The sequence below is a fragment of the Prevotella sp. LMAG:51 genome (assembly GCF_008680225.1).
In the GTDB taxonomy this organism is placed as follows: Bacteria; Bacteroidota; Bacteroidia; order Bacteroidales; family Bacteroidaceae; genus Prevotella; species Prevotella pectinovora.
The window spans coordinates 100335-126345 of sequence record NZ_NALQ01000018.1; the positions used below are offsets into that span (position 1 = coordinate 100335).

Annotated in this window: 17 protein-coding genes and 1 pseudogene; 10 read left to right on the top strand and 8 right to left on the bottom strand. The window is 43.4% G+C overall.

What is annotated here, in order from left to right:
* Positions 1-143: 143 nt before the first annotated feature.
* The 4 genes from CCC32_RS06550 to CCC32_RS06565 all read right to left on the bottom strand — a co-directional run bounded on the left by CCC32_RS06550 (position 144) and on the right by CCC32_RS06565 (position 3967).
* Positions 144-1622, bottom strand: a complete 1479-nt coding sequence (locus tag CCC32_RS06550) for an L-fucose/L-arabinose isomerase family protein (protein ID WP_044080193.1) — start codon at positions 1620-1622, stop codon at positions 144-146.
* A 266-nt stretch (positions 1623-1888) separates the two neighbouring features.
* Positions 1889-2929, bottom strand: a complete 1041-nt coding sequence (locus CCC32_RS06555) for a type I phosphomannose isomerase catalytic subunit (RefSeq protein WP_278841570.1) — start codon at positions 2927-2929, stop codon at positions 1889-1891.
* Positions 2930-3053: 124 nt separating this feature from the next.
* On the bottom strand, positions 3054-3629 hold the full coding sequence (locus tag CCC32_RS06560) for a 7-carboxy-7-deazaguanine synthase QueE (protein ID WP_287073183.1): 576 nt from the start codon (positions 3627-3629) through the stop codon (positions 3054-3056).
* A complete protein-coding gene (locus tag CCC32_RS06565) occupies positions 3626-3967 on the bottom strand; it encodes a 6-pyruvoyl trahydropterin synthase family protein (RefSeq protein WP_042518701.1) in 342 nt (113 codons plus the stop codon). The genes CCC32_RS06560 and CCC32_RS06565 overlap by 4 nt, the downstream gene beginning before the upstream one ends.
* Before the next feature lie 253 nt (positions 3968-4220).
* Between CCC32_RS06565 and CCC32_RS06570 the strand changes: the two genes are divergently transcribed.
* Positions 4221-5258 (top strand): TerC/Alx family metal homeostasis membrane protein, encoded by a 1038-nt coding sequence (locus tag CCC32_RS06570; RefSeq protein WP_042518699.1) that lies wholly within the window; start codon positions 4221-4223, stop codon positions 5256-5258.
* Between the two features lie 120 nt (positions 5259-5378).
* Positions 5379-5525, top strand: a pseudogene (locus CCC32_RS06575) (LysO family transporter); the annotation flags it as partial.
* 84 nt (positions 5526-5609) lie between these two features.
* Here the strand turns inward: CCC32_RS06575 and CCC32_RS06580 are convergent.
* From CCC32_RS06580 to CCC32_RS06590, 3 genes are all read right to left on the bottom strand, one after another.
* Positions 5610-6302: a porin family protein gene (locus tag CCC32_RS06580; RefSeq protein ID WP_022315649.1), complete on the bottom strand. Its 693-nt coding sequence runs from the start codon at positions 6300-6302 to the stop codon at positions 5610-5612.
* 887 nt (positions 6303-7189) lie between these two features.
* On the bottom strand, positions 7190-8125 hold the full coding sequence (locus tag CCC32_RS06585; protein WP_287073185.1) for an Rpn family recombination-promoting nuclease/putative transposase: 936 nt from the start codon (positions 8123-8125) through the stop codon (positions 7190-7192).
* Positions 8126-8379: 254 nt separating this feature from the next.
* A complete protein-coding gene (locus CCC32_RS06590; RefSeq protein WP_287073187.1) occupies positions 8380-8916 on the bottom strand; it encodes a hypothetical protein in 537 nt (178 codons plus the stop codon).
* 702 nt (positions 8917-9618) lie between these two features.
* Here CCC32_RS06590 and CCC32_RS06595 point away from each other — a divergent pair.
* From CCC32_RS06595 to CCC32_RS06625, 7 genes are all read left to right on the top strand, one after another.
* On the top strand, positions 9619-11322 hold the full coding sequence (locus CCC32_RS06595) for a hypothetical protein (protein ID WP_156136965.1): 1704 nt from the start codon (positions 9619-9621) through the stop codon (positions 11320-11322).
* 67 nt (positions 11323-11389) lie between these two features.
* Complete coding sequence (locus CCC32_RS06600; RefSeq protein ID WP_197067617.1) at positions 11390-13663, top strand: phosphoadenosine phosphosulfate reductase domain-containing protein; 2274 nt, start codon at positions 11390-11392, stop codon at positions 13661-13663.
* Positions 13664-13684: 21 nt separating this feature from the next.
* Entirely contained in the window at positions 13685-17857 is a 4173-nt protein-coding gene (locus tag CCC32_RS06605) for a hypothetical protein (protein WP_287073190.1), read from the top strand.
* Between the two features lie 13 nt (positions 17858-17870).
* On the top strand, positions 17871-20159 hold the full coding sequence (gene pglZ / locus CCC32_RS06610) for a BREX-4 system phosphatase PglZ (protein WP_287073192.1): 2289 nt from the start codon (positions 17871-17873) through the stop codon (positions 20157-20159).
* A gap of 15 nt (positions 20160-20174) precedes the next feature.
* A complete protein-coding gene (gene brxL, locus CCC32_RS06615) occupies positions 20175-21602 on the top strand; it encodes a BREX system Lon protease-like protein BrxL (protein ID WP_044080179.1) in 1428 nt (475 codons plus the stop codon).
* The gene (locus CCC32_RS06620; protein WP_044080178.1) at positions 21595-21798 is read left to right on the top strand and encodes a hypothetical protein; all 204 of its coding nucleotides are present in this window, start codon (positions 21595-21597) and stop codon (positions 21796-21798) included. Before brxL ends, CCC32_RS06620 begins: the two co-directional genes overlap by 8 nt.
* Before the next feature lie 13 nt (positions 21799-21811).
* Positions 21812-22927, top strand: coding sequence for a cysteine desulfurase family protein (locus CCC32_RS06625; protein ID WP_287073195.1), 1116 nt, complete (start codon positions 21812-21814; stop codon positions 22925-22927).
* A 260-nt stretch (positions 22928-23187) separates the two neighbouring features.
* Here CCC32_RS06625 and CCC32_RS06630 read toward each other — a convergent pair whose 3' ends face one another.
* Positions 23188-23643, bottom strand: a complete 456-nt coding sequence (locus tag CCC32_RS06630) for an Hsp20/alpha crystallin family protein (protein ID WP_044065867.1) — start codon at positions 23641-23643, stop codon at positions 23188-23190.
* Between the two features lie 339 nt (positions 23644-23982).
* On the opposite strand from CCC32_RS06630, the gene CCC32_RS06635 reads away from it, so the two are divergent.
* Positions 23983-25422: a C69 family dipeptidase gene (locus tag CCC32_RS06635; protein ID WP_287073197.1), complete on the top strand. Its 1440-nt coding sequence runs from the start codon at positions 23983-23985 to the stop codon at positions 25420-25422.
* Positions 25423-26011 lie beyond the last annotated feature (589 nt).

Here is a 26011-nt window from a genome sequence, read left to right on the forward strand (position 1 = left end):
GAACTGTCATCTCGCAAATCAGAATGTTATAACAGGCAGTCTGTATCAGTTTTACTGCAAGTCACGATAACGTAGTCTTGCAGTCTGGATAACGTAGTCTTGCAGTCAGGGCCTTGTTCTTAAGCCCTGATGGCCGTTTGGGCTTATGCCCATGGATTCTCCGTTGGGTAGGGGAGAGACTTAGGCTGGTTGTAAGCGATATCCTTGATGCCGAGATATTTGAATACCTCGAAGAGCGTTTTGCCGACATGTGAGAAGGCAACGGCACCATGATGAGGATATCCTTTCTGGATGAGCACGTGGCGATAGAAACGACCCATCTCGCGGATGGCAAAGATTCCTATGCCGCCGAACGAGCGTGTAGGCACGTCGAGCACCTCGCCCTCAGCGATATAAGAGCGCAGATTGCCCTCAGAGTCACACTGCAGACGATAGAAAGTGATTGGGCTGGCAGCGATGTCGCCCTCCAGAGTGCCACGGGTGAAGTCGGGAGTGCCGCCGTTCTCGAGCAGACGGTTCTGGATGAGCTGATATTTGATGGCACGGGCAGAACACATCTTGCACTGAGGAGTGTTGCCGCAGTGGAAGCCCATGAAGGTGTCTGTGAGCTGGTAGTCGTATTTGCCGGTGATGTCCTCGTCGTAGATATATTTAGGCACGGAGTTGTTGATGTCGAGCAGAGTCACCGTGTCGTCAGAAGCACAGATGCCGATGAACTCTGAGAGAGCACCGTAGATGTCCACCTCGCAGGCCACAGGGATGCCACGGCTTGCCAGACGGCTGTTCACGTAGCATGGCTCAAATCCGAACTGGCTTGGGAATGCAGGCCAGCATTTGTCGGCGAATGCCACATACTGGCGGGAACCCTTGTGCTGCTCTGCCCAGTCAAGGAGAGTAAGCTCAAACTGTGCCATGCGGCGGCTCAGGTCCGGGTAATATTTGCCTTCGCCCATCTCTTCTGCCATTTCCTTGCATACGGCGTCGATGCGAGGGTCGTTCTCGTGCTCCTTGTAAGCCACGAGCAGGTCGAGCTCTGAATTCTCTTCTATCTCCACGCCCAGTTCATAGAGTCCCTTGATAGGAGCGTTGCAAGCGAAGAAATCCTGTGGACGAGGACCGAAGGTGATGATTTTCAGACCCTTCAGACCTATGATGGTGCGTGCCACCGGCACGAAGTCTTTGATCATCTTTGCCACTTCTTCTGCCGTTCCAACCGGATACTCAGGGATATATCCCTTCAGATGGCGCATGCCCAGATTGTATGAGCAGTTGAGCATACCGCAGTATGCGTCTCCACGGCCGTTTATCATGTCGCCGTCGCCTTCGGCAGCTGCCACAAACATCACCGGACCGTCAAACTCCTTTGCAATAAGTGTCTCCGGTGTTTCCGGACCGAAGTTGCCGAGGAACACCACGAGGGCGTTGCAGCCTTCTGCCTTCACTTCGGCAACGGCCTTGAGCATGTCCTGCTCATTCTCTACGGTGGTCTTGCAGTTGAAAATCTCACCTGTGTATTCTTTTACAATGTTCTCGCGACGCTGTGTTGACAGCGCGATTGGGAAACAGTCACGGCTGACGGCGATGATGCCCAGCTTGACCTGTGGAATGTTGTTGCTAACCATAATTGTATTTTTGAAATGTTTTTGTATGTCTGTTTCTTTGGTAAAGATGTATGCAAAGATACATTTTATATTATATATAAAAAAGAATTAATGAAGTGTATTAATAACAATTAGCATTAATTCACTCCATGAACTGCACTTGCGGCATGTCGCAAGCGGTATGCCGGCTCCTTCATGCCCTAATGACCGGTTTTGGTCAAACGGTCATCATGACCATAAGATATTGTTTCAAGCCCAATCTGTCATTAGGGTTTGTTGTGGTCGGTTTATTTGCTCGACAGGTGGAGAAAACGCGTTATGCGGTGTCCCAAATCGCGTTTCTTGTTGTCGATGAATGCGTCGAGAATCCTTGTGGTCCCGTTCAGCGGCACCACGTCGTAGTCAGCGATGGCGGCAGGGATAAGACAGCTGTATCCCTCTCTCACCGTCGTCTCTTCGCCTGTCTCTCTTATCCTTATCTTGAAGTCGCCCTTGATACACATCGTTATGATGAAACTGTCGTATTTCAGCAGGTTGCGGTGGAACGGCTCCGTCAGTTCAGCCACTCTTACGCTGAAGAACTGTGAATCCATGATGAGGTTGGCACGGTTGTCATCCTCTTTATATATAGTGCGATATTCGTCCTCCACATTGAAGTCGAGAGCTTCGGCAGCCAGTTCGGTGTGCAGCTCACGCGGTTTTCCGTCCAGTCCCGGTCTGTTGTAGTCGAAGATGCGGTAGGTGATGTCTGACGACTGCTGCACTTCGGCAAGCAGGATGCCACTACAGATGGCGTGTACTCTGCCTGCCGGCAGATAGAACACGTCGCCGGCCTTCACCTCATGGCGGGCAAGCACGTCGGTTATAGTGCCGTCGGCGATACGCTTCTTGTATTCGTATTCAGAGATTTTCGATTTGAAGCCGGCATACAGATAACTGCCGGGATTGGCGTCGATGACATACCACATCTCTGTCTTTCCCGATTTGCCGTGTACTCTCTTTGCCATCTCGTCGTTGGGATGCACCTGAATGCTGAGGTCTCCTTTGGCATCGATGAGTTTCACGAGCAGTGGCATCTTGCCATCATACAGCTTGTTCACCGATTCGCCCAGGATTTCCTTCGGATGTGCGTCGATAACGGTTGTCAGTTCTTTGCCTGCCCATTCGCCGTTGCTCACGATGCTTGTGCTCGACGGTACGGCGCTCACCTCCCAGCTTTCACCGATGGGGGTATCTTGTGGCTTGAGTCCCTTATAGGGGCAGAGCCTGTCGCCTCCCCATACCACGGTGTGCAGGTTGGGTTCGAATAATAGCGGATATAGTGTCATGTTCTTCTGTCAGTTGTTCAAAATAAGTTAATTACAATCTTGTCTATAAGATAATGCAAAGATACATTTTTTTTATTTACTCCAAAAAACAAACAGAAATATATTTGTTGATGCGTATTGAAACTTATCTCACGTTGATTATCTTGTGTGTCTGCAACGACAGTTTCCACTTGGGGTGCTTCAGACAATATCCTATCGCTCCCTGCAGGTTTGCCTTGTTCTGCGTCTCGTCTTTCACGTCGCATGGTTGCAGGCGGTATTCCTTTGCTTCTACATTGGCATATCTGTCCACTCCTTCGTCGTTGCCCTCATACACCACCTTCAGCTCGTCTATCCTGTGCAGCTTCAGCGGTTTCCCTTTCGGCGAACATGTTATCCAGTCTATCTGGCAGTCTTCTGGCAGTTCGTATGTGCCGTTGGTCTCCATTGCCACATAGAATCCCTCCGCATGTAGCTTCTCTATCAGCGATGCCGTGACCTGCATCGAAGGCTCTCCGCCGGTGATGACAACGAAGCGTGCCGGAAATTGCCTCACTTCTTCAACAATCTCCTCCTCTGTCATCTCCAAGGATCTGGAGTGGTCGGTGTCGCAGAACGAACACTTGAGGTTGCAGCCGGCAAAGCGCACGAAAACGGCTGGCGTTCCCGTGTGGCGTCCTTCTCCCTGCAGACTGTAGAATATCTCGTTTATCCGCATCATTCCTCCTCGTCCTTAACGTATGTCACCATATTGTTGGAACTCTCCTCCACGTCCACCTTGTAGCATTCCGGAATCTGGTCGCACACCCATTTGGCTATGTTCTCCGCCGTAGGGTTGAAAGGCAGCAGCTCGTTGAAGTTGCCGTGGTCAAGATAGTCGTGTATCTTGTTCTTGATATGCTTGAAATCAATCACCATCCCCACCTCGTTCAGTTCTCTGGCCTTGCAGTATACGGTAACGATCCAGTTGTGACCATGCAGGTTGGTGCATTTGCTCTCGTAGGGCAGACTGAGTTTGTGGCAGCCTGCTATTTCCATCTTCTTTTTTACGTAATACATTTATTGTGAAGCTAATTCTGACTGCAAAGTTAGTGTAAAAATCCTAATTCCGGCATCTCCAATAGGTTGTTCAGGGCTTAAAACTCTTCAGACAAGCTTAAAAAGTCTAAATATCAGTGTTTTTGTAACAATTTTGTAATAAATGATAATTACTTTTGCATCCGCTTGAGAAGACAGGCTTGAGGATATTCCTCCCGCCTTTGTCAACTCGTCAACTTGTTACTCGTTACCCGTCAACTATAAATATTTAAATATGGAATTATCAGAAATGCTGTTTTTAGGAGGTTTTGTGGTTTTCATCGCCGCAATCCTTTTGCTTGACATGTTTGTAATCGACAAGAAGGCTCACGAGGTGTCCATCCGTGAGGCTGGCACCTGGACTGCCGTATGGATAGCCTTGGCGCTCCTGTTTTCCGTCTTCTTGTGGTTTCATGGTGATATGGTACATGGAATAGAGAATTTCAGCGATCTCCAGGCAGTGGCTTCGCGCTATGCCTCGCATCTGAAACTCAATCCCGACGATTTCGAGTCGAGTCTGCAGCAATACCGCCATTACATGACGGTGTCATACATCTCAGGTTATCTGATAGAGAAGACGCTCTCTGTAGACAACCTCTTCGTGATGATGATGATTTTCACATCCTTCGGAGTGGGGAAGAATGAATATCAGCATGTGTTGAACTGGGGAATACTCGGTGCCATCGTCTTGCGTTTCGTGTTCATATTCCTTGGCGCTGCCATAATAAGCCGTTTCGACTGGGTATTGCTCGTCTTCGGTGCGGTGCTTGTATATAGCGGCGTGAAGATGTATCTCAACCGCAACAAGAAAGAGGAGATGGATGTGGAGAAGCATCCGCTCGTCAGACTGCTGTCCAAGACGGGACGTATTCACCCTCAGTTCGAGGGCGATAAGTTCTTCATCCGCCGTGCCGGACGCCTGCTGTTCACTCCGCTCTTTGTCACGGTGCTCGTGATAGAGTTCAGCGACCTTATCTTTGCCTTCGATAGCATACCGGCGGTATTCTCCGTGTCGCTCGACCCCTATGTGGTGTTCTTTTCCAACATTTTTGCCATATTGGGTCTGAGAGCCATGTTCTTCCTCCTGGCAGCGATAGCCGACAGGTTCCGCTATCTTAAGCTCGGTGTCTGCGTTCTCCTGGTGTTCATCGGTGTGAAGATGCTCATCCATGAGTTTTTTGAGATTGATGCCATATCGTCGCTCGTGTTCATTGTCAGCGTGCTGGTGGTGAGCATCGGAGCCTCGCTGGTGGTGAAGAGGCAGACCGTGTAGCGTATTTGCAATCCATAGACTATAGGCATGCCCCCAAAGTGCTGTTCCGTATCAGGAATGTAGCCTTTGGGGGCTTTTCATTCCCATTTCCCTCGCTTAATCGGATTCTTGGATAATCTGCATCGTGGCATTGCCGACTGCATGGCCATCAACAGCGGCTTCGCCTATTATTCCCTGTCGAGCATCTTAATCACAGAATATCGCGGAGCTGAACTCGGCACTATAGCCCTGCTTGTCAATATCATTAGAGAGATGATCACTCTATTAGGCGTTGGCAAAGGCAAACGAAAAAGGCACGACCCCTCGCTTTCGAGAAGCCATGCCCGGAAATATATATTGAGATTTTGGAACTCAGAAGTTCACTCCGAAGTTCAGTGTCAGACATCCGTTGTGCGACGTGTCGAACTCATCGTGACAGATATTCGCCAAACCCACGTCATAGGTCAGGTCGGCATAAAACATGTCGTAGGCAACGCCGCAGCCCAAACGCAGTCCACCGTCGAATCGCTTGAAGCGGTCGCTCGAGAACGACGGGTCTGCTTCTCTCTCGCGATAGTTCTTTATCTTTCCGCCCACACCACATGCCAGGTATCCGCCGGCAAAAGGCTGAATGGAGAAGTGGTCGTCGATAGGGTAGGCATATTTCACAGTCAGCGGCACCTCCAGATAGTTCAGGTCGTAGGTCATCTTCTTGCCGTCGTCGAGCTTCTTCTTGCCGCCCTTCTCGGTATAGTATAGTCCCGTCTCGAAAAACACCGGAGCACGGTCAGACAACGCTATGCCCACCACGGCACCCACGTTGAGGCCCGTCTGTGCGTTGCCGCCATCAAGAGTCTTGTCGTCGGAGCTCACGGTAGAAAACGACGGTCCGATGCGCAGTCCGTAGTAGTTCTCGCCGCTCTGATATAGTCCCGTGCCCGGTCGGCGGGAGTAGTCCAGATGTCCAGTTCGCTGGTTGTAATATCTGCTGTTCTTATAAGCCTGAGCCTGAGCCGTGCAGCCAATAGTCATTATCGCCAGAGCTGCCAATATAAACTTCTTCATAATAGTTGTCCTTTCTTAATTCGTTCTACAATAATTTTTTCTTTCCGCTGGCAAAAGTATAGTTTTCCCTCCAACTCCACTGAGGGGATATCCCTAAAATAGAATGGGGAAAACCATATTGCAGCCGAAGGATGGTTCCTTGCATTATTGTTTTCCAATAATCTCAAATCGGTCATTACATCTTGTAATACGTAACACGTATACTTTTTTCCGGAGGAAAGTGTCATAGTATCATTTTCGAGACTTTTTCCATACCTAATCTCTTGAAAGCCAGAATAATACTTCAATGATACTTTTCTTTCTTCTTTACAGAAAAGTGTCACAGAAGTGTCACAGAAGTATCATGGAAGTCTCAAAAAATATAGTAATAACCCGTTGGCGGAATTAATTAAAGTTGGTCGACATGAGCAAAAGTTGCCCATATCGCTGATTCTCAGTAAAAACCAAGAATTGCTTAAAAACTGTCAGACCATCTGGTTTTTTGCCGTAATGTTCTGACAAACAGATAGTTGGCTGTCAGGCAATTGTCAGCCTATTGTCTGGATGGTTTGCTGAAGAAAAGAGAATTGTCAGATAAAAAGAATTATCAGATGAAAGGAATACAGACGACAGGAATTGTATGTGTTGGCTGAATCCTGAAAACAGGAATATGGGTGTTGCAACATTAACTTATTGGGCAGACGTCTGACAGCAAATCTGCCCAACTGGGGCAAGCACGTTGCCCATGATGGGCAAGCACGTTGCCCCAGTTGGGCAAGCAGCGTGCCCAATTCTGCCCCCAAATCGGTCATAAGTGCTTGCTTGGATTTCGTTTTTTGGAAGAGTGGATTTTGCTTTTTAATTCGCCATAACGGGCTATTGTTCATTATAGACAGGCAAAAGATGTCTTATTGGATATTCTTTATTTCTTCTTCAGACAAACCCGATGCCTGCATGATAGTTTCTATAGGCACTCCAAGAGCAAGAAGATTGGAGGCAATTCTTTCTTTTGCCTTTTTCTCACCTTCTGCACGTCCTTCTGCACGTCCTTCTGCACGCCCTTCTGCACGTCCTTCCGCACGTCCTTCTGCACGTCCTTCTGCACGTCCTTCTGCATATTTCTTCTTTTCCGCAGTCCGTATGGCATTCACGATGTCGCGGTATGCATTGACGCTGTCTTCATATAGTTTCAGCTCCTGTTTGTCGAACTTTGATATCTCTGCCTGTTCGAACAGACGTGTGAAAACACGCTCCTGCAGGGCTGCGGGGCGTTGCATCAGGTTGGAGAGATTCTTCAACACATACATCCACTTGTCGTACATACTTTCGAGTTCACTCTCTTTCTTGTCAAACTTAGGTATCTCAACATATATATATGTGAGCTTGTCGTAGAACACCTCGTGTGTGTCCACCTCCATCAGCTTCACCTCATGGTGCCAGCGCTTTGCGTTCTCAAGACCGTCGGCAAAGTTGAAGTTCAGCAAGCCAATCGTGTAGACAGGATTGAGATGGAAGTCCCAGTCTCCTCCACGCTGTGCCTGTTCTCTGATGGGGAACGTAGAATAATAGATGGTGCGGTCTTTGAAGAACTCCTGGTATACGTTCTGCATCTCCACGATGAATTTCTCTCCCTTGTCATTCTCGCAATAAACGTCGAAGATGGCTCGGCGGGCATCCACGCGGTCACCAAGTTGTTCGGAGTTGAGATAAGTTACGTCCTGCACGTTCTGTTCGCCATGGAACATGGCGTTCAGAAAGCTGATAAGCAACTCCTTGTTGAACTCAGAACCGAACAGGCGCTTAAAGCCGAAATCAGTATGTGGATTGATGTATTTCTCTGCCATAATGCTGCATTTATTATTCAATCAGCAAATTTACGGTATTTTTGATAATTATCCAACGGTCATGCCTGTATTTTTGCTTTTTGAAATGTTTTACTTCCTGCAATTCCTGACATACCAAGTGTGCGGTCTATTAAGCAGACTCCCTGTAAAATCTTCAACTTTGTGGTGGAATCAACAACCTACCGAGAGTTTCCGAAAGACGCTGCTGAGTTTTGATTTGCCAGAAATTTATTTATGATGTATGGTCGTAGATATTATATTGCTAATAGCCATCCGATAAAATGTTTGATGAGCGGCGAGTGATTCTCTTTTATGCTCCTGATTTTTGTTTCAATTATGAAGTTCTTTATGCGGAGCCTGTAATCGGAATTGTGTAGCAGAAGCCATAACTCTTCATCGATGTATGCATATTCTACATTCTTTCTTACCCAAGCGGTAGATGGAGAGGCAGTTCGTGTTTCGGAGTCGTTGTAAAAATTGAGATGCCAAAACTCATCTGTTTGCAAATAATATAATGGATAAGTGAGATTTGTTTTCTCACTTTGTTGGGCAATTATCGTATATTGCTCGAATATGTCGTTGTAAATTCTTTCCAAGTCTTCGAAAATAAATCTGTTATATCGGAAAGTCCCGTTTTCAATTCCTCTTATTATTGAAAGAATGAGGACAGGCTTAGCGATTTTCTTTATACCGCTTCGTTTGATACTGCCTTGCTTCATGCTTTTAATTTTATTTGTATAGAAGTCAAAAGCAGATTCATAATTGAAAAAACGAATGATTTTATTATTCATAGGTCGTCGTATTTAGTGCAGATTTTATATAATTCAACCGCAAATTTACACAATTATCATTAATCAATTCCTTCCGTCATACCTTATTTTATATACAGCAATAAAAAAAACGTAGATAAATTAACAGATTGAAGAATTTATTATTACTTTTGCAAAGCATTACATCCGCAGAAAGCCCGAAAGGGGAGAAGCGGGCGGGTGCTACTTATTGAAAAGAGCGTTTATCTGACGCTTATTCTTTGCGTGTCCTAACTTCGCAACTTAAGACTTATTCGCAAAAGGATGAGACAATGATAGATGTTCACGGTAGGTGTATTGTATCCTATCGTGATTTGTTGTATATATACTGTCATTGTATGTATACGATTGGTCGCGTATGGGAATAATATATCCATACGTGGGCTTTCTGCATTGTCCTTCTCTGCGAATAGGGCAATGCGAAGGCCTGGACACGTGGGATGGGCAAGGACTGAATCCCCACGTTTTTCTTTTTTTATAGGTATATCTGATTTTTTTCGTTCCGAGATTTGGGAGATTCTATCGGAGCATGAAAGGATAGAATGTATGCCGTCGCCATTTACACGAGTCGTATGGAACAAATTCGAGGCCGTCTTGCTTGTGGATGCTTATATGAGAGTTTCCAGGGATGAGATTGTGCGTAATGAAGCCGTGTCGCAACTGTCGAAACGTCTTCGGAACCGTATGATAATAAACGGCATAGATATAAACGACAGGTATCGCAATGAAAATGGGATAAATCTGCAAATGGCTACTGTGGAGTATATAATGACAAATGGCGAAAGGGGAATTTCAACTCCGAACAAACTGTTTGATGATATTGTGAACCTGTATTTCGGGCAGCATGAGGAATATTTACGACTGCTTGACGAGGCCTTGAAGTTATATCCTGAGCCAGTGAAAAAAATATCTTATAATGTCGTGAACTCGGTAGAAGTCGATTCTGTAATGGAGAATGACGTGGCAAATACAATACTCCTAAGCCGTATAAAAAGCGTTCTTTCTGCAAAGTTTCCGAAAGGTATGCGCCTGAACTCTGCAATAGACAACCGTAGGTTTAGAAACTACTATTCTGATATGACAGGTATGTCATGCGATTTGAGCGAAGATGAGTTGATTTCCGCGCTTAAACGTTGTGGTATAGAGTCTGGCGGCAAGGTGTATGTGGCGGAACAAATGTTGCCAACAGAGTTAAGAGATGCTGTGAGTGAATATGTTGACAGTAATTTTGCTTCTGGTAGAAATTATATATTTTATGAATGTATATTCCAGCATTTCAAGGAGCAGTTACTTGACACTCTCGTAGCCAATAGCAAGTTACTATGCACTTATTTGAAGTGCTGCTATGAAGACAGACTGTTCTTCGGTTCTGATTATTTGGCTTCGGATAGCAGTGTCAAGGTGGACGTTGACAAAATCGTTATCGACTATGTGCACGAACAATGGCAGCTGATGACGGAAGACGAGGTCGTAGAGGCGTTGCCTTATCTGCCGGAAAGCGCAGTGCGCAATGCCTTCAACCGCAATCAAAGTGTTTTGGTGGGAGCGGGTGGCGGCAGAAGATTCCATATAGACAAGTTTGAAATCTCACAGGGCAATTTGGATAACTTGTCACACACTATAGAAACTGTAATTCAAAAAAGCCAATTTATGGGTGCTGACGAGTTGTTGGATTATATCCATCAAAGTCTTCCTTCTGTAATTTCCGATAATTCAGAAATATCAGAACTTGGAATTAGAAAGGCTTTGGCCATAAAACTCGATGATAAATTCGCATTTAATAATGCAGTAATAAGCCATAAGGGAATGAAGTTGTCTGCACGCGAGGCTTTGTTGGCTTTTGCAAAAAGTCATAGAAATTATACATTGGCAGAAGTCGACGGCTTGGCACAGTCATTGGGTACGGTGCTTAACTATCATCTTGAAGCATTGCTTGAGTATAGTTGGCGTGTTGATGACAACAACTTTGTTGCTAAAGATTTGGTACATATTGATGTGGATGCTGCCGATAAGGCGGTCGGGAGTCTGCTTGACAATACAACATTGTGTTGTCCACTTAGAGGAGTAGCTAATATGGTGGCTTTCCCCGTTTGTGAATATCCTTGGACTCAACGATTGCTTGAAAGCTATCTGCTTACAACAAGCCACAAGTATCAGCTTTACAAAAGCGACTATCTTAACAAAAATAATATTTGCGGTGTTGTTTCATTAAGAGATAATAGTACAGACTTTAAGTCGTTGATGGTTAGGATACTCTCAAAAAGCCGTGTAAAACTTGATAAGGCAGAAATTCTTGACTTTATGGCTTCAGAGGGATATATCGTACAGCGCAGATATTCAGAAATAGACAGTGTGATTAAGGCTGCTAAGATATTAAAAAACAATTAAAATAAGAACCATGTATTCATATTCTTGGGATATAGAGACCGGAGGATTCTTGCTGAACAGCACACCAATGCAATTCAGCAAGGAACCGCGTCCTGTATATAGTAAGGAACTTGACATACTGGGGTTCGACAAATACTGGAAATATGATAAAGATGATTCTGCTCCGCTGATGTGGGCAGAAGCAAACAACTATATTTATAAGGGTAGAGTTGTAGCAACTGTAAAAGGTGGGTCTTTGGAAAGAAAACCGGAAATAATAAGTATTATCGAAATCCCAGAGCCAAGTGAAGGAAAGTTGCAGAAGGTAAACATAAAACTAATGGTAGAAAAGAACCATAAGATTCTTGAAACATTGGTTCAACAAACGGTAAAACGAGTATACAACTCTTTCATAAAATATAAGAAAAAGGGTGTTGATGTCTTTTATGTGGCTTTTAGTGGAGGTAAGGATAGTATTGTGACTCTTGACCTTGTGCAGAAAACATTGCCGCATAATGAATTCAAAGTATTGTTCGGTGATACAGGAATGGAATTTCCTGATACTTACGATACTGTGGATTTTGTAGAAAAATGGTGCAAGAAAGAGAACATCATGTTTGTTCGCGCTAAGTCAAAATATCAGCCTTGTGAGACTTGGGGAAAGTTTGGACCACCAGCAACTGTAAACAGGTGGTGTTGTAGTGTACATAAAACTGCCCCTCAGATACTTGCTTTAAGAAAAATTACGGGTAAGCATAATTTTACAGGTATGGCTTTCATTGGTGTTAGAGCGAGTGAAAGTGTAGCGCGTAGTGGATATGATTATATAAGTTTAGGAGAGAAACATAAAGGTCAGTGGAGTTGCAATCCAATATTGGAATGGAATTCAGCAGAATTATATGCTTATATCTATTCTGAAGGCTTATTCCTTAACAAAGCTTATACGAAAGGCAATAGACGTGCAGGGTGTCTAGTTTGTCCGAGAGCCGCAGAGAGAAGTGATTTTTTTGCTCACAAATGTTATCCAAAGCAGTTTGAACAACTCGTAGATGCTATTCGAGGTGGTTATGAAGGTCGTTTCTCTTCAGAGCAAGCATTGAATCAGTTTGTTATTAATGGAGGATGGAAAGCTCGTAAGAACGGACGTGATTTGAATATACTGTCAAATTATGTGGAGAATGAAACAACAAATAGACTGAAAATAACTATAAACAAGCCACGAACGGATTGGAAACAGTGGATAAAGACAATAGGGGTCTTACAAAATGGCACATCTCCTTATTGCATAGAAACACATGATGGAATCTATGAATTTGAAGTGGAAGAGAATGGGAATGTACTAAAAGTATCTATTGATTCGTCAATAGCTAAGGTGGCACCAAATTTCATCAAGCTTTTTAAAAATGTTTTCCACAAAACGGCATTATGTATACAATGTGGAGTTTGTGAGGCTGATTGTCACAATGGTGTTATACATATGGATAAAGGATCCTTGTTTATAGATGACACATGTAAACATTGCTCGATGTGCCATAAGGTTGAACGTGGTTGTCTCGTATATAAATCAATAGAAAGACCAAAAGGAATATCAAATATGAATAAGAAAAATAAAAGTTTAAACTGCTATTCACACCATGCTCCAAAAATGGAATGGTTCAATCAGTTCTTTAAGTATAAAGAAACATTTGCAGAGAATCATTCGTTAGGCTCGAATATGTTTGATTTCTTTAAGCGATTTTTAAAGGACTCTGAACTAATGAACAATAACGTTATTGGTAAAGCAGCAGTTGTCATTGATCGCATAGGCTTAGAAGATGAACGTAGTTGGGCTTTGATGATGTCTAATCTTGTATATGCGCCGCAGTTGAATTGGTATGTAAATCGTATTGAGTTCAATGAGATTACATCTAAAGAATACGTGCTTGCAAAACTTGTTGAAGATGGGGCAAAGGAATCTTGGGTTTCTGATATTTGGAGTTCTTTCTCTAGAATATCAGAATTGCCTTTCTCTCAAATTGGTTTTGGTAAAATGTTCAAAGAAGGTAGAAAAGCTGTTTCCATAACACGTACACCTTGGCTCACCCCTTCCTCTGAAGTAATTCTCTACAGTCTTTACAAGTTTGCCGAGGCGTGTGACGGCTATTACCAGTTTACAATGTCGCGTCTTTACGACAACAATGTAAACAGCGATGGTGTAAGTCCTGTTAGAATTTTTGGCATAGAGGAAGAGGAAATGAAGAAGATACTCAAAGGGTTGGCTATCAATCATCCTGATTTTATTAGCGTCACCTTCACCCTCGACCTTGACAACATTAATCTGAAGGAAGACAAGACGGCACAGGATGTGCTCGACCTGTTTTAGTAAATTATAAAAAACAATAATATGGAAACCTATCGCAAGTATTTCAATATAGACCCCGACTACTTTCCTGCTGTCAACGAGGACGTGATAAAGAAAGAACCCGACCTGTGGAAGAAGTATTACCCTCACGAGACATTTGTCAAACTTCTGAAGCAGATGGTGAATGTTCTGGAGCGTAAGCAGAAACTGAACATATGGGTGGAGGGAGCCTATGGTACAGGCAAGTCGCATGCTGTCCTTACACTTAAGCATTTGCTTGATGCCGACAATGCTGATGTTGAGGCTTATTTCAAAACGTTTGGTCTCGACCAAGACCTTTGTAACAAACTGCTTGCCGTCAAGTCGCAGGGGCGTGTTGTTACCGTACATCGCTATGGCTCCTCAGAGATACATAGCGACAACGACCTCTTTCTTGCAATGCAGGAAAGCATAGAGAATGCGCTTTACGATGCTGGCATAACAAATGCCGGACCAAACGCATTGAAGGATGGCATCATAAAATATCTATCGGATAGCGAGAACAAGCAGAGCTTTGGCGTGTATGTGGAGGGCAGCTATAAGGAGTTGTTCGCAGGTGACAGTGTTGACGACATTGTGAACCACCTTGGTGAGTACACAGGACAGGCATTATTGACTTTGATGAACAAGATATTCCGTGTAGCAAACGAGAAGAACATCAAGGCTTTCACGCTCGACAGTGAGATGATGGTGCGCTGGATTGCAGAGGTTATCCATGCAAACAATCTGAAAGCTCTTGTGTTTATATGGGACGAGTTTACGGAATATTTCAGCAACAATGCCCATCGCCTGACAGGATTACAGCGAATCTTGGATTTCAGTCAGACCGAGCCTTTCTGCTTCATTCCGGTTACCCATCGCAGCGAGGCTGGTATTGATGATGCCGACTCCGACAAGCCAAAGATTCTTGGAAGATTCATAAAGCCTACGTGCATTATAGAACTGCCCGAGAATATGGCATTCCAGTTGATGGGTGCAGCCATGCAAGTAGTAGACGATCCAGTTGTAAGCAAGGACTGGAACGAGATACTTTTCGACCTTGAAGAGCGCACCATAGAGTCGCGTAAGCGCATAAAGCAAAGTGCGGGTATCGACGACAAGGAACTGCGTGGTATTTTGCCTATACATCCTTATGCAGCTTGTCTGCTGAAGCATATCTCGGCATCGTTTGCAAGCAATCAGCGCAGTATGTTCGATTTCATAAAGAATGGTGGCAACGAAGATTTAAAAGGTTTCCAGTGGTACATAGACAATTTCGGACCATTGAGTGACAATCCGTTCTTGACGGTTGACTTGCTGTGGGGCTTCTTCTATGATAACGGCAAGAATGACCTCTCAATGAATATACGTCAGATACTCGACCGCTTCACGAACTTATCCAAACAGTTGGATGAAGAGGAATGCAAAGTGTTAAAGGCAATATTGCTGTTTCAGGCTATGTCGCTGAGTGCCGGCGATCAGGTGGAGATATTCTTACCAAACGAGAAGAATCTGAACCTTTCGTTTGAAGGCTCCGACTTGGAAGATGGACAAGCTGTGAAATGTGCCGAGAAACTTGTACGTGACAAGATTATATACAAGAAGACTTTGAAAGATGGATCTTTCCTTTACTCTGTGCTTACGGGAGAGATGGATGCCAACCAAATAGACAAGAAAAAGGCAGAGTTTGAAAGTCGCACAACAAGCAGTATAATAAAAGGAGGACAGCTTGATGATACTATTGAAATTCCGCAGGACTTGCGTTTACGCTTTAAGGTGGAGTATGCCGCTTGCACAGATTTTGATATTGTTGCAAAGAAGAATATCAACAATGCAGCCGACGATAATCGCCATTTCTATATTGTTGCATGCTTTTCAAAGACAGCTAGCGAGAGTATGGCAATGGTAAAGAAGATAAGGGAAATACGCGAGAAGAACCAAGACAATGAAGTTATTTTTGTAGACCTTGGCAAGACTCCACTTACGGAGGAAAAGTTTGAGGAATGGGTAACAAACATGGCAACTTCTTCCTACTATACCGGCAAGGACAACGCTCAGTCAGCGCAGTACAACCAGTATGGCAACAGTATACTCACAGAATGGCGCACAAGGATACGCCAAGGACAGTTTGTGCTGTATACTAAGGAGAATCCACAAGGAGAGACATTCAACAGTATTGATGCCTTGGGCGAGGAATTGCGCACATTCGACAGAAAGCGCTTCTCATTGTCGCTTGAATGCAACTATAAGTCGATAAACAACTGGTGGTTTGCCAACAGTTTGCAGGTTGGCGTAGAGTGCGGTGTGAACCGTGTGCTTAAGAGCACATACAATAACAACAATGCCAAGCTTAGCACTATGCTTGCCAATGCTTGGGATAATCCCAATTATTGGACAGAACATCCTGCCGACCCTATCTCGCGAATCAAGGTGGCACTTAAGGAATACGTTGATGGCATCATGGATAGGGAAGGCCGAATATCCATTCGTACCATATACGATTTTCTGAAAGATGCGCCGTATGGATTCTTGCCTTGCAATATGACGGCTTTCTTCATGGGTTTCCTCTTGAAGGAATATGTTGATGACAAGTATTCGTGGAGTGACGGACTCTCAAGCGATAACATGTCGTTGCAGAAGATGAAGGAAATGGTGGAGGAGGTTATAAAGAATGACAATACACCTAATAACCGCTATCGCGACAAGTTCATTGTGACGATGACTCCAGAGGAAAAGTCTTTCATCGAAGGCACGTCAATGGCCTTCGACATAGCAAAGACAAGCTGCTCGTCTGTTGAGGCTGCTCGCGATCGTATACGCGGAAAGATGAAGCAAAGTCTTTATTTTCCGATATGGACAGTGGCGGAGGTACTTTGCAATGTGGAGCTAAAGTCATCCGAGAGTGTAGTCAAAAACCTTATTGAAAATTATCAGGATTTGGCAAACAATACGACAGACAAGTCGGATACGGAAATAGCAAATGCGATAGGTCGTGCTTATATGGCTAATCCTTGCGCTGCAGAAGACTTGCACAATCTTCTGACGGAAGAGAATTGCAAGAAAGGAATGTTGAAATATCTTGACCGTTACAATGATGGCAAATTGCCAATGTTGGCAAAAGCCATAGGCGACAATGGACAGTACATTAATTGCTTGAAGAAGAAGTTTGATGCAGGTGAGGCTAACTGGGTCTGGAAGCGTGAGACGGTAAATCAACAGATTGATGCCGTAATCCTTGAGTATCAGATAACAGAGGCAACAGGCAAACTGCTTGGTTCATGCAAGAGCTATAAGGAATCTATTGGCGCATGGAAGGAGAAGATAGACAACATAAAACTTGCTTACGAAACCATCAAGAATGATGTGGACGACTTGTTGCCTTTGCTTGGACTCCTGAAAGAACTGAAAATGCACGGCTCGTTGCAGGATAACAAGAAAATTTTGTTTCTTGAACAGATAGAAAACTTTGGAGACTTGTTCAATTCGTTCTACATATCTCAGTTTGACGTGTTCTGCAAGTCATGCGATTTCTATCTTCAAAATCTCAACGATGCCGACAAAGAGAAAGTATTTGGCAAACTGCAAGGTGGATGTTTCTGTATGGACAATGCTACATATTGCAATATGGTAGGCGATACTGTGGCACAATATAGAAAGGAGCTAGGCTCAATACGTCTTAAATCTATATGGAAAGAAAAGACCGGTACCGAGTCGCCACGCAAATGGAGTGACATAAACAAAATGCCTATTTTGGCAATGTTACCAGATACAGAGTTGGCCGAGTGTCGTATAGTGTTTGGTATAATTAATAATCCAAATCCGTCAGACAAAGACATAGATAAGGCCCTTACGTATCTTGATAAGTTTACTCATTGGGATGAACTTTGTGATGAGAATGCCAAGGACAAGGCTTTCAGCGAAAGATTTCTTGTTGACATGTCGGTTCTTTTGCCTAATGCAAAGGAAGTGCGTGATTATATCGCAAGTCATACTACGGAAAGTGCTTATAGTTGGATGGGTAATCCGCAAGTGCATGGATTGATAGAAAAAATTGCAGAAGCAAGATATAATGCAATTGGTTGCGAGAAAGCAATACACAATATTGATATGATGCCTGCTGATGAAGTGAAGAAATACCTGAAGGAACTGATAAAGAACAATATGAAAGTTGGTATTCAGATTTTAAAGAATAACTAATTCGTCATAGCTTATGAAGTACGAAGAGGTAATAAGGAGAATAGACAAATATAAAGATTCTGACAAACACCAACCTATTATTGTAGATTTGCCTAATGTACAAGTCTACAATCAAATGGTTAAGCATTATGATGTAGGTAGTGGCATTAATGTGTTTAAGGATGTCTCTTCGTTTTGTAATGGCGAGGGGCTGCCGGTTATGGATAAATTGCAATACTGCCTGTCCACCATTGGCGGTGTCGTGTTCCTTACGGGGTTGTCGTTTTACCTTAAATTGCAGGGTGAAGTATCCTTACGCAGTTGTTTGAGACAGATGCTTGATCTTTCGTGTAGCGGGAAACTTGTTATTCTTACGTTGAATTGCTCGTGTGTTCTTAATCACATGGACTCACGTCTTTTGTCTTCAGGAAGAATATCTATTGTGGATGGTGAGAAGTTGCAACCAGCCACATTGTTTTTTGTGAAACCATGTTTGGCTGATTCTGCACAGGCATGTATAAAAGGAGTCAATAATCTTTCCAGATTGTTGAAACTTCTTGAGTGTGGCAATGGTGGCGTGATTAGTATTATAACCAGCAAGACAAAACGTGATTATCCTTATTCGATGTACGATATAGAAGAATATTCTTCTGAGTACCAAGTGCTGAGGGACCGTTATTCAGAGTTTAGTTTCATTGACAGGAGTCTTGGCACTGACGAGCAATGGACTTGGCTTCTGAAATGTATAGATGAATCTAATGAGGACTGGAGCCTATTTGTCTCAGCAAACTTTGGTGGAGTGCAGAATCTTGCAAATGCAATAAGTGGTTTTGCAGACTTTGACAGTATGAAGCGTTGGGCTTATTTTCTTGCTTTGCGTATAAATGGAGTCAAGGGCAATAACTACTTGTCACATGTAGTTTCTGTTTCGCAGACATACAGCGATTTTATATCAAATATATTTGATGCATTGTTATCTTTCCGTGTTGAGGACAAGGAATATAAGGGCTTGTATGATGAGCGGAAGCTTATTGTGTCAAAGTTTAGTGAGTATAATGATGAGTTAGAGTGTTACTGCAAGCAGGTGTATGAGAAGCAGGAGAAAGGCATATACTATTTGACTGACAATACACGGAAGGAAAAGGAATTGATGGTTGAGCTTATAGGCAAGTATCGTTATCCTTTGGACATCTTGACTAAGATTCTGCCAGATTTATATGCAGATTTGTCTGCATATCTTAAACCGTATAATTATAACAATGACTATCTGAATAGGTATTTCTCACAGTATAAGTTTTGCAAGCTAACGAACTTCATTACCGACGAAATGGCGGAAATGGTGCAGGAGCAGTCGGTGAAACGTCAGTATAATGTATGGTTGCAATCACGTTCATTGTACGTTGATAAGTTGGAGAAGAATAAGGATAAATCTGCGTTGTACTTCATTGATGCGATGGGGGCTGAGTACATGGGCTTTATGCAAAATAGATGTTATGAGGTAGGTTTGGACTTTCATGCAGATATTGCAAGGTGTAACCTGCCTTCAATAACATGTTTCAATAACGAGTTTGAAGCGGAGTTCAATGTGGCTGGATGTAAAACCTATAATAAGAAGGAACTTGACGAGCTGAAGCATGGCGGGGTGGAGACATACAATTATGAGAACACCAAATTGCCGATACATATCGTTAGGGAACTTGACATTTTGAACGAGCTTGTTGCACATCTGAAAACGTTGCAGAAAGGACAAACTGCATACATTATTTCTGACCATGGTGCTTCTCGTCTTGCTGTGATAAGCGAGAAGGAAAACAAATGGGAAGTGTCTGAAAAAGGTGTGCATTCAGGGCGTTGTTGTCCAAAAACGGATATAGATGAGAAACCTCAGTATGCGACAGAGGAAAATGATTTTTGGAGTCTTGCCAATTATGACAGATTTAAAGGTGGCCGCAAGGCTTCGGTTGAGGTGCATGGTGGAGCGACAATAGAAGAGGTTACTGTGCCGGTGATTACTATAAGTAAGGTCAACAAAAACATTACTTGCCGTCTCACTGACAATAAACCAATTATGGTAAGTTTCAAGAAAAAGGCAAGATTAAAACTGTTTGTTGATATAGATTCTGACAATCTTGCAGTATCCGTAAATGGCAAATTCTACGCTTTAGCAAAGACAGATATAAGTTATCAATATATTGCAGAAATGCCGGAAGTCAAAACTGTTGGAATTTACAAGTTCAACGTGTATGAGGGTGATTCTCTTATTGCCAATGACATGGAATTTGAGGTAAAGAAAGAGGGGGCGTCCGAACGTAAGTTCTTTTAATTGTAAGAAGAATATATGGAAGAGAAGCTAAGAGAATATTTCGATGATATGGTAGTGTTTAAGGATTTGAAGGAGAGTAATTTTTTCAAAGGCTTGAAACTACCGTCGTTTCTTCGTGACTGGTTGCTGAAGATGTTTGAGAATGAAGATGGACAGTTTGATGTTGAGGAGGTTGCCAATTTTGTTAAGACTTACATTCCGTCAAAAACAGAATGGATAGGTATAAAGAACCGTATAGTTGTAGAAAACGAGCGAGTGAAATTGCTTACGCGGATCTCTATAGACATCAACATAACCACGCATGAGGTGTCGTTTTCTTTGCCAGATTTTGGACTAGGCAATAAGGAGACGATCATAGACCCCAATGTGTGGGATGAATGTAAGGATGATTTGGTCAAGGCTAAGGAGACATGGGGGGTTATAGAGCTTGGCTATCGTTACCCTGAAGGAAAGATGAAAGGTAAGATAAAACTCATTAGCTTTCAGAATTTTTGCCCATACGAGATAGACCTTGATTATTATAAGGATGTAAGGAAAGAGTTTTCTGTACATGAATGGATTGACGTGTTGCTTGGTGCGATTGACTATAATGCAGGTGGTTATGAGAATGAACATCAGAAATTAGCAATGCTTACACGCTTGCTTCCGTTTGTAGAAAAACGACTTAACCTTATAGAGCTTGCTCCTAAGGGAACAGGTAAATCGTACCTTTATGGCGGAGTGAGTCGCTATGGTTATCTTTCGGCAGGAAAGATGACACGTGCAAAATTGTTTTATGATTTGGCTCGACGTGAGGAAGGCCTTGTCTTTTATCACGATTATATTGCTTTTGATGAGATACAGAAAGTGGAGTTCGACAATGTTAATGAGATGACCCAGACTCTTCAGGGGTATATGGAGCAAGGAACGGTTAAAATAGGCGATAAGGACGATGTCGCAGATGCAGGCTTTGTGATGCTTGGCAATATAGATGAGGATAAAATGGATGAATACCAGAATATGTTTGAGGATTTGCCTTTGCTTTTTAGAACAAGTGCGTTGATGGACCGTATACATGGTTTCATAAAGGGATGGGATATTCCACGAATGAATGAGGGACTGAAAATTTCAGGATGGGCTTTGAACTCTGAGTATTTTTCTACAATTATGCACTTGTTGCGTAACGATATTTCATACAGAGCCATTGTAGATAAGATTGTGGATTATCCGTCAAATGCAGACACTCGAGATACTGAGGCAATAAAGCGTATAGCGACTGCATACATGAAACTTTTATTCCCAAATGTACGTTCAGAAAATGATATCAAACCGTCAGAGTTTAATACTTACTGCCTGACTCCAGCAAAAAAAATGCGACAGATTATTGTCCGTCAAATGGGTATGATCGATTTGCAGTATAAAGGAAAGAATGTACCAACGTTTACAATTCGTGATTATGAGTAAGATATATAATTGTATTGCATGTGGAAAGAAGAACCTTGATAAAGACACTATTGGTATCAATAAAAAATTGCTTGGTGAGGATGGCAAAAATTTCTACTGCATGGATTGTCTAGCAGATTATCTTGGATGTGATGTGCAGGACATCCTTGACAAAATAGAGGAGTTCAAAGAAGAAGGATGCAAACTCTTTAGTTGATTGTGAGGTGATTATGAGAAAACTTGTTTATGCGGACAATGCCGCAACAACACGTTTAAGTGAAAAAGCTTATGAGAGCATGCTGCCATATCTCTTTAATGAGTATGGTAACGCCTCTCAGCTTTATTCTTTTGCACGTTTGCCCAAGAAGACTTTAAGGGAAGCGAGAGAGACTGTTGCGGAATGTATAGGGGCTTTGCCGGAAGAAATATTCTTTACTTCTTGTGGGACAGAGAGTGACAATTGGGTTATAAACGGAGCTGCAAGACGTAATCTGCCTATCGTTACATCGACTATTGAGCATCATGCGATATTGCGTCCTTGTGAATTGGCTGAGGAGGATGGTGCTTGTGTCGGTTATTTGCCGGTATCTTCGGATGGTGTCGTTTCTATAAGTGAAGCAGAACGAAGTATGGAAGTCCCGCAAGGTTTGCTGTCTGTGATGTTTGCCAACAATGAGATTGGCACGATACAGTCAATTTCGGAATTGGCGGAGGTTGCGCATAAAAGAGGATGGCTGTTTCATACAGATGCAGTACAGGCTGTTGGACACACGCCTATTGATGTTCATCAAATGGGGATAGATATGCTTTCGGCTTCAGCGCATAAATTTAATGGTCCAAAAGGAATAGGCTTCTTATATATACGGAAAGGGATAGAATGGCCTTCCTTGATAAATGGTGGTGCACAAGAATTTGGACGTAGGGCAGGTACTGAGAATGTAGCTTCCATTGTTGGAATGGCAAAAGCTTTGGAAGAGAATGTCAGCCATATGAATGAGAATTTAGAGCATCTGAACAGGTTGGAAAACCGATTGATTGAGGGGTTGAATGAGGAATGTGTAAAATATGTTCGTAATGGAACAGAAAAACATATTGTTGGCAATGTGAGTCTTTCTTTTCCTGGTTATGATGGTGAGGTTTTGTTGCATCGACTCGATTTAAAAGGAATATGTGTGTCTACAGGGTCGGCATGTGACAGTAAAAACACGCAAATATCGCATGTCCTTAGAGCTATTGGACTTGACGAGATTTTGGCAAATGGAACTATAAGAATCTCGCTAGGAAAATATAATACTGTGGCTGATATTGACTATATGATAGATTGTATAAAATCTATTGTGTTGTGAGTTAAGTACTTAAAATGTTATTGTCAAAAACTTAAATATAGTAAATGCAAATTTTAACAAGATAATGATAATAATTCAGCAGACCCTAATTAAAAGAAGATTAAAAGGATGATAAAGAGATTGAAGAGCTATAACAACAAATTTATTTATTGCCACTCGAAAATTATGTATAAAACAAGCCCCATACTTTTGCCTTAATAACAAAAGTATGGGGCTTGTCCTTATTTTAACCCAAATGACAGATTTGGGTTTAAGTGGTATTACTTGACCTCTATATTCCTCATCACCTTGGCCTCCTGTTCAGGAGTAGTCTTTGGAATGGTGATTGTGAGGATGCCGTTGGCAACGCCGGCACTGATCTTGTCGCGGTCTACATCATCCGGCAGAGTGTAGCTCTGCTCGTAGTTGCCATAGGCAAACTCGCGGCGCAGGTAGTGTATGTGGCGAGATTTGTGGTTGTCCCTGTTCTCCTCCTTGTGTTCCATCTTGTTCTCGATGGCAACATGAAGAAGTCCCTCGTTGGTGACGTTAATGCGCACCCATTCCTTTTCCAGTCCAGGAACTGCCATTTCCATAATATAATCTTCGGCAGTCTCCTTCACGTTGAGTGCCGGAGCCGTAGTGTTGCGTTGCGGCATCAGCTCGGTGTCGGAAAGTGAGTCGTCAAAGAATTTGTCTAACCAATTAGAATAGTTGTTTCTGCGAACCATCAACATAGTGAATACCTCCAAATTTTATTTTTCTCGTCCTCCCTTCACCATGCGGATCCGTCGGGACTTCTGATTGTTGTTTTATGTTTTTTTTGCCTCAAGCTTCAAGGCTTTCGGCTTTCATTAAGGCATATCGCAACATGTGTGCCAATGGCTTTGCAAGGGTTGGTGTCTGACAATCTGTACGTTTCCAGACCCGTAAATATGAAAAAATGTCAGAATGGTGTCATTGTAGAGCAAGGGTTTCTCTATTTTATACATATTTAATATGTCTTTTTGTTTCGTATTATTCTGTTTTTTATACTTTTGCATCTATAGAACCATATATTAAAATAAACAGGGACTATGGAGAAAGAAAAGATTGCAGGAAAACTTCCTTCTGAATGTACTACGATTATCGTGGGGGAGGAACAGAGTGTGGACGGTGCGAGATATCTGTGCCGCTCAAGTGATTTCGACGCTTTGATGGCTATCAACGTGGAGGTGCACAGGGATACTGACGACGGACAGGAGGAATTCGTGGCGAAGGACAGCAAGTTCCGTTGTCCGTTGCCGAAGAAAGCACTCGGCTATACCGGTCTGCCGGACTATACATATCCGGGAGAGTGGGGCAGCGCCGGATATAACACGGCAGGAGTGGGAATGAGCTCCACGGAGACTATCTTCAGCAGCGAGAAGGCTCTTGAGGCTGACCCGTATGTGGAGGACGGACTGGCGGAGAACTGTACCTACAACATCGTTTTGCCTTATGTGCATACAGCACGTGAGGGCGTGGAGAGACTGGGAGCGCTGATTGAGAAATACGGATCGGCGGAAGGTTTCGGCATCGGTTTTATCGATGCCAAGGAGACCTGGTATCTGGAGAATGCCGGCGGACACAGATGGCTGGCGTGCAGGATGCCGAAGGACAAGTATTTCGTGACCGGAAACCAGAGCCGCTACCGCAAGTATGACCCGGAAGACAAGGAGAATTTCCTGGCATCGGCAGATTTGATAGAGTTTGCAGAGAAGAACGGGCTGTATAATCCTGCCGACGGTGAATTTGATTTCCACGAGGCTTATTCGAGAGACGAGAAACTCGATACCACATACAACTATCCGCGCGTGTGGGGACTGCAACGGATGTTCTCGCCGGCTATAAAGAACGATGTGGCGAAAAACACTTTCCCTGTGTTTGCCGAGGCTGAAAGGAAAATATCCCTTGCAGACCTGCGCAAGGCTTTCCGCTTCCACTACGACAATACCGACCACGACCCTTATCTCCATTCCAACGGTAAGGAGCCATACCGCCCGGTAAGTATCTTCCGTACTACGCAGACGCATATCATGCAGGTGCGTCCGGAGCTGCCGACGGCTATTGGCGAAGTGACATACGTGGCGTTTGGTATGGCAGACCTCAGCGTGTTCATCCCCTTCTATCAGGGAGCTACGGAGGTGGACGAGAGGTATACATATCGTGCCAATAGCGAAAGCGACGACTATTCCGCCTATTGGACCTTCCGCAAGATTGCCGCCCTGGGTATGACAGACTACAACTATTTTGCCCCGATAATAAAGAAGGCATATCTTGAACTTGAGACTGAGTTTGACGAGACGCAGCGGAAGATAGAGAAGGAATATCTCGCCACATGCAAGGAAGCTCCCGACAATGCCGTTGAGGCTCTCACGGCTGCCGGCATCGCCATGCAGAAGCGCGCATATGACTTCAGCAAGCAGCTGCTCAACACTCTATTCACCCATCTTACGAAGAAGGTGCAGGAGGAATACCTGTTTCATGGAGCGTAAAGATTGAATTGATATTTGTGATAAACCCAAAACGGTCATTAGGACGTTTTACTTTATTTTTTTATGACTGCTTGCAGTCTTTTGCTTTTTATAAGGTGTCTTTTGTCCGTTTTTAATTCGCAATAGCTCGCTATTACTCATTAAAAGCCAAACAAAATCCACTCTTCTAAAAAATCAAAATCCAAGCAAGCCCTAATGGCCGATTTGGGATAAAAGGGAGTGCCCATGGGCACTCCCTTTGTCTTCCCGATTATACGTAAACTTTTTGGGTGGGAAAGTTTGCCCAAACAAAACAATAAACAATGACAAGGACAACCGGCATTTCATGGATAAAACATAGACTTGTTATTCGTGAAACATGGACTTGTTATTCATGAAACATAGACTTGCTATTCGTAAAACACAAATTTGAAATCTCTAAAATACAGACTTGTAATTCGTAAAATATCGACCTCGGATTCCCCCCACGCCGTGGGGAACAGAACCCCCTAATGTGGGGATGTCTTCCCCCTGGTGTGGGGGGAAATATGGGATGCCGAAAGGCATGATACTTCTATGATACATCAATGATACTTTTCTGTAAAATTTC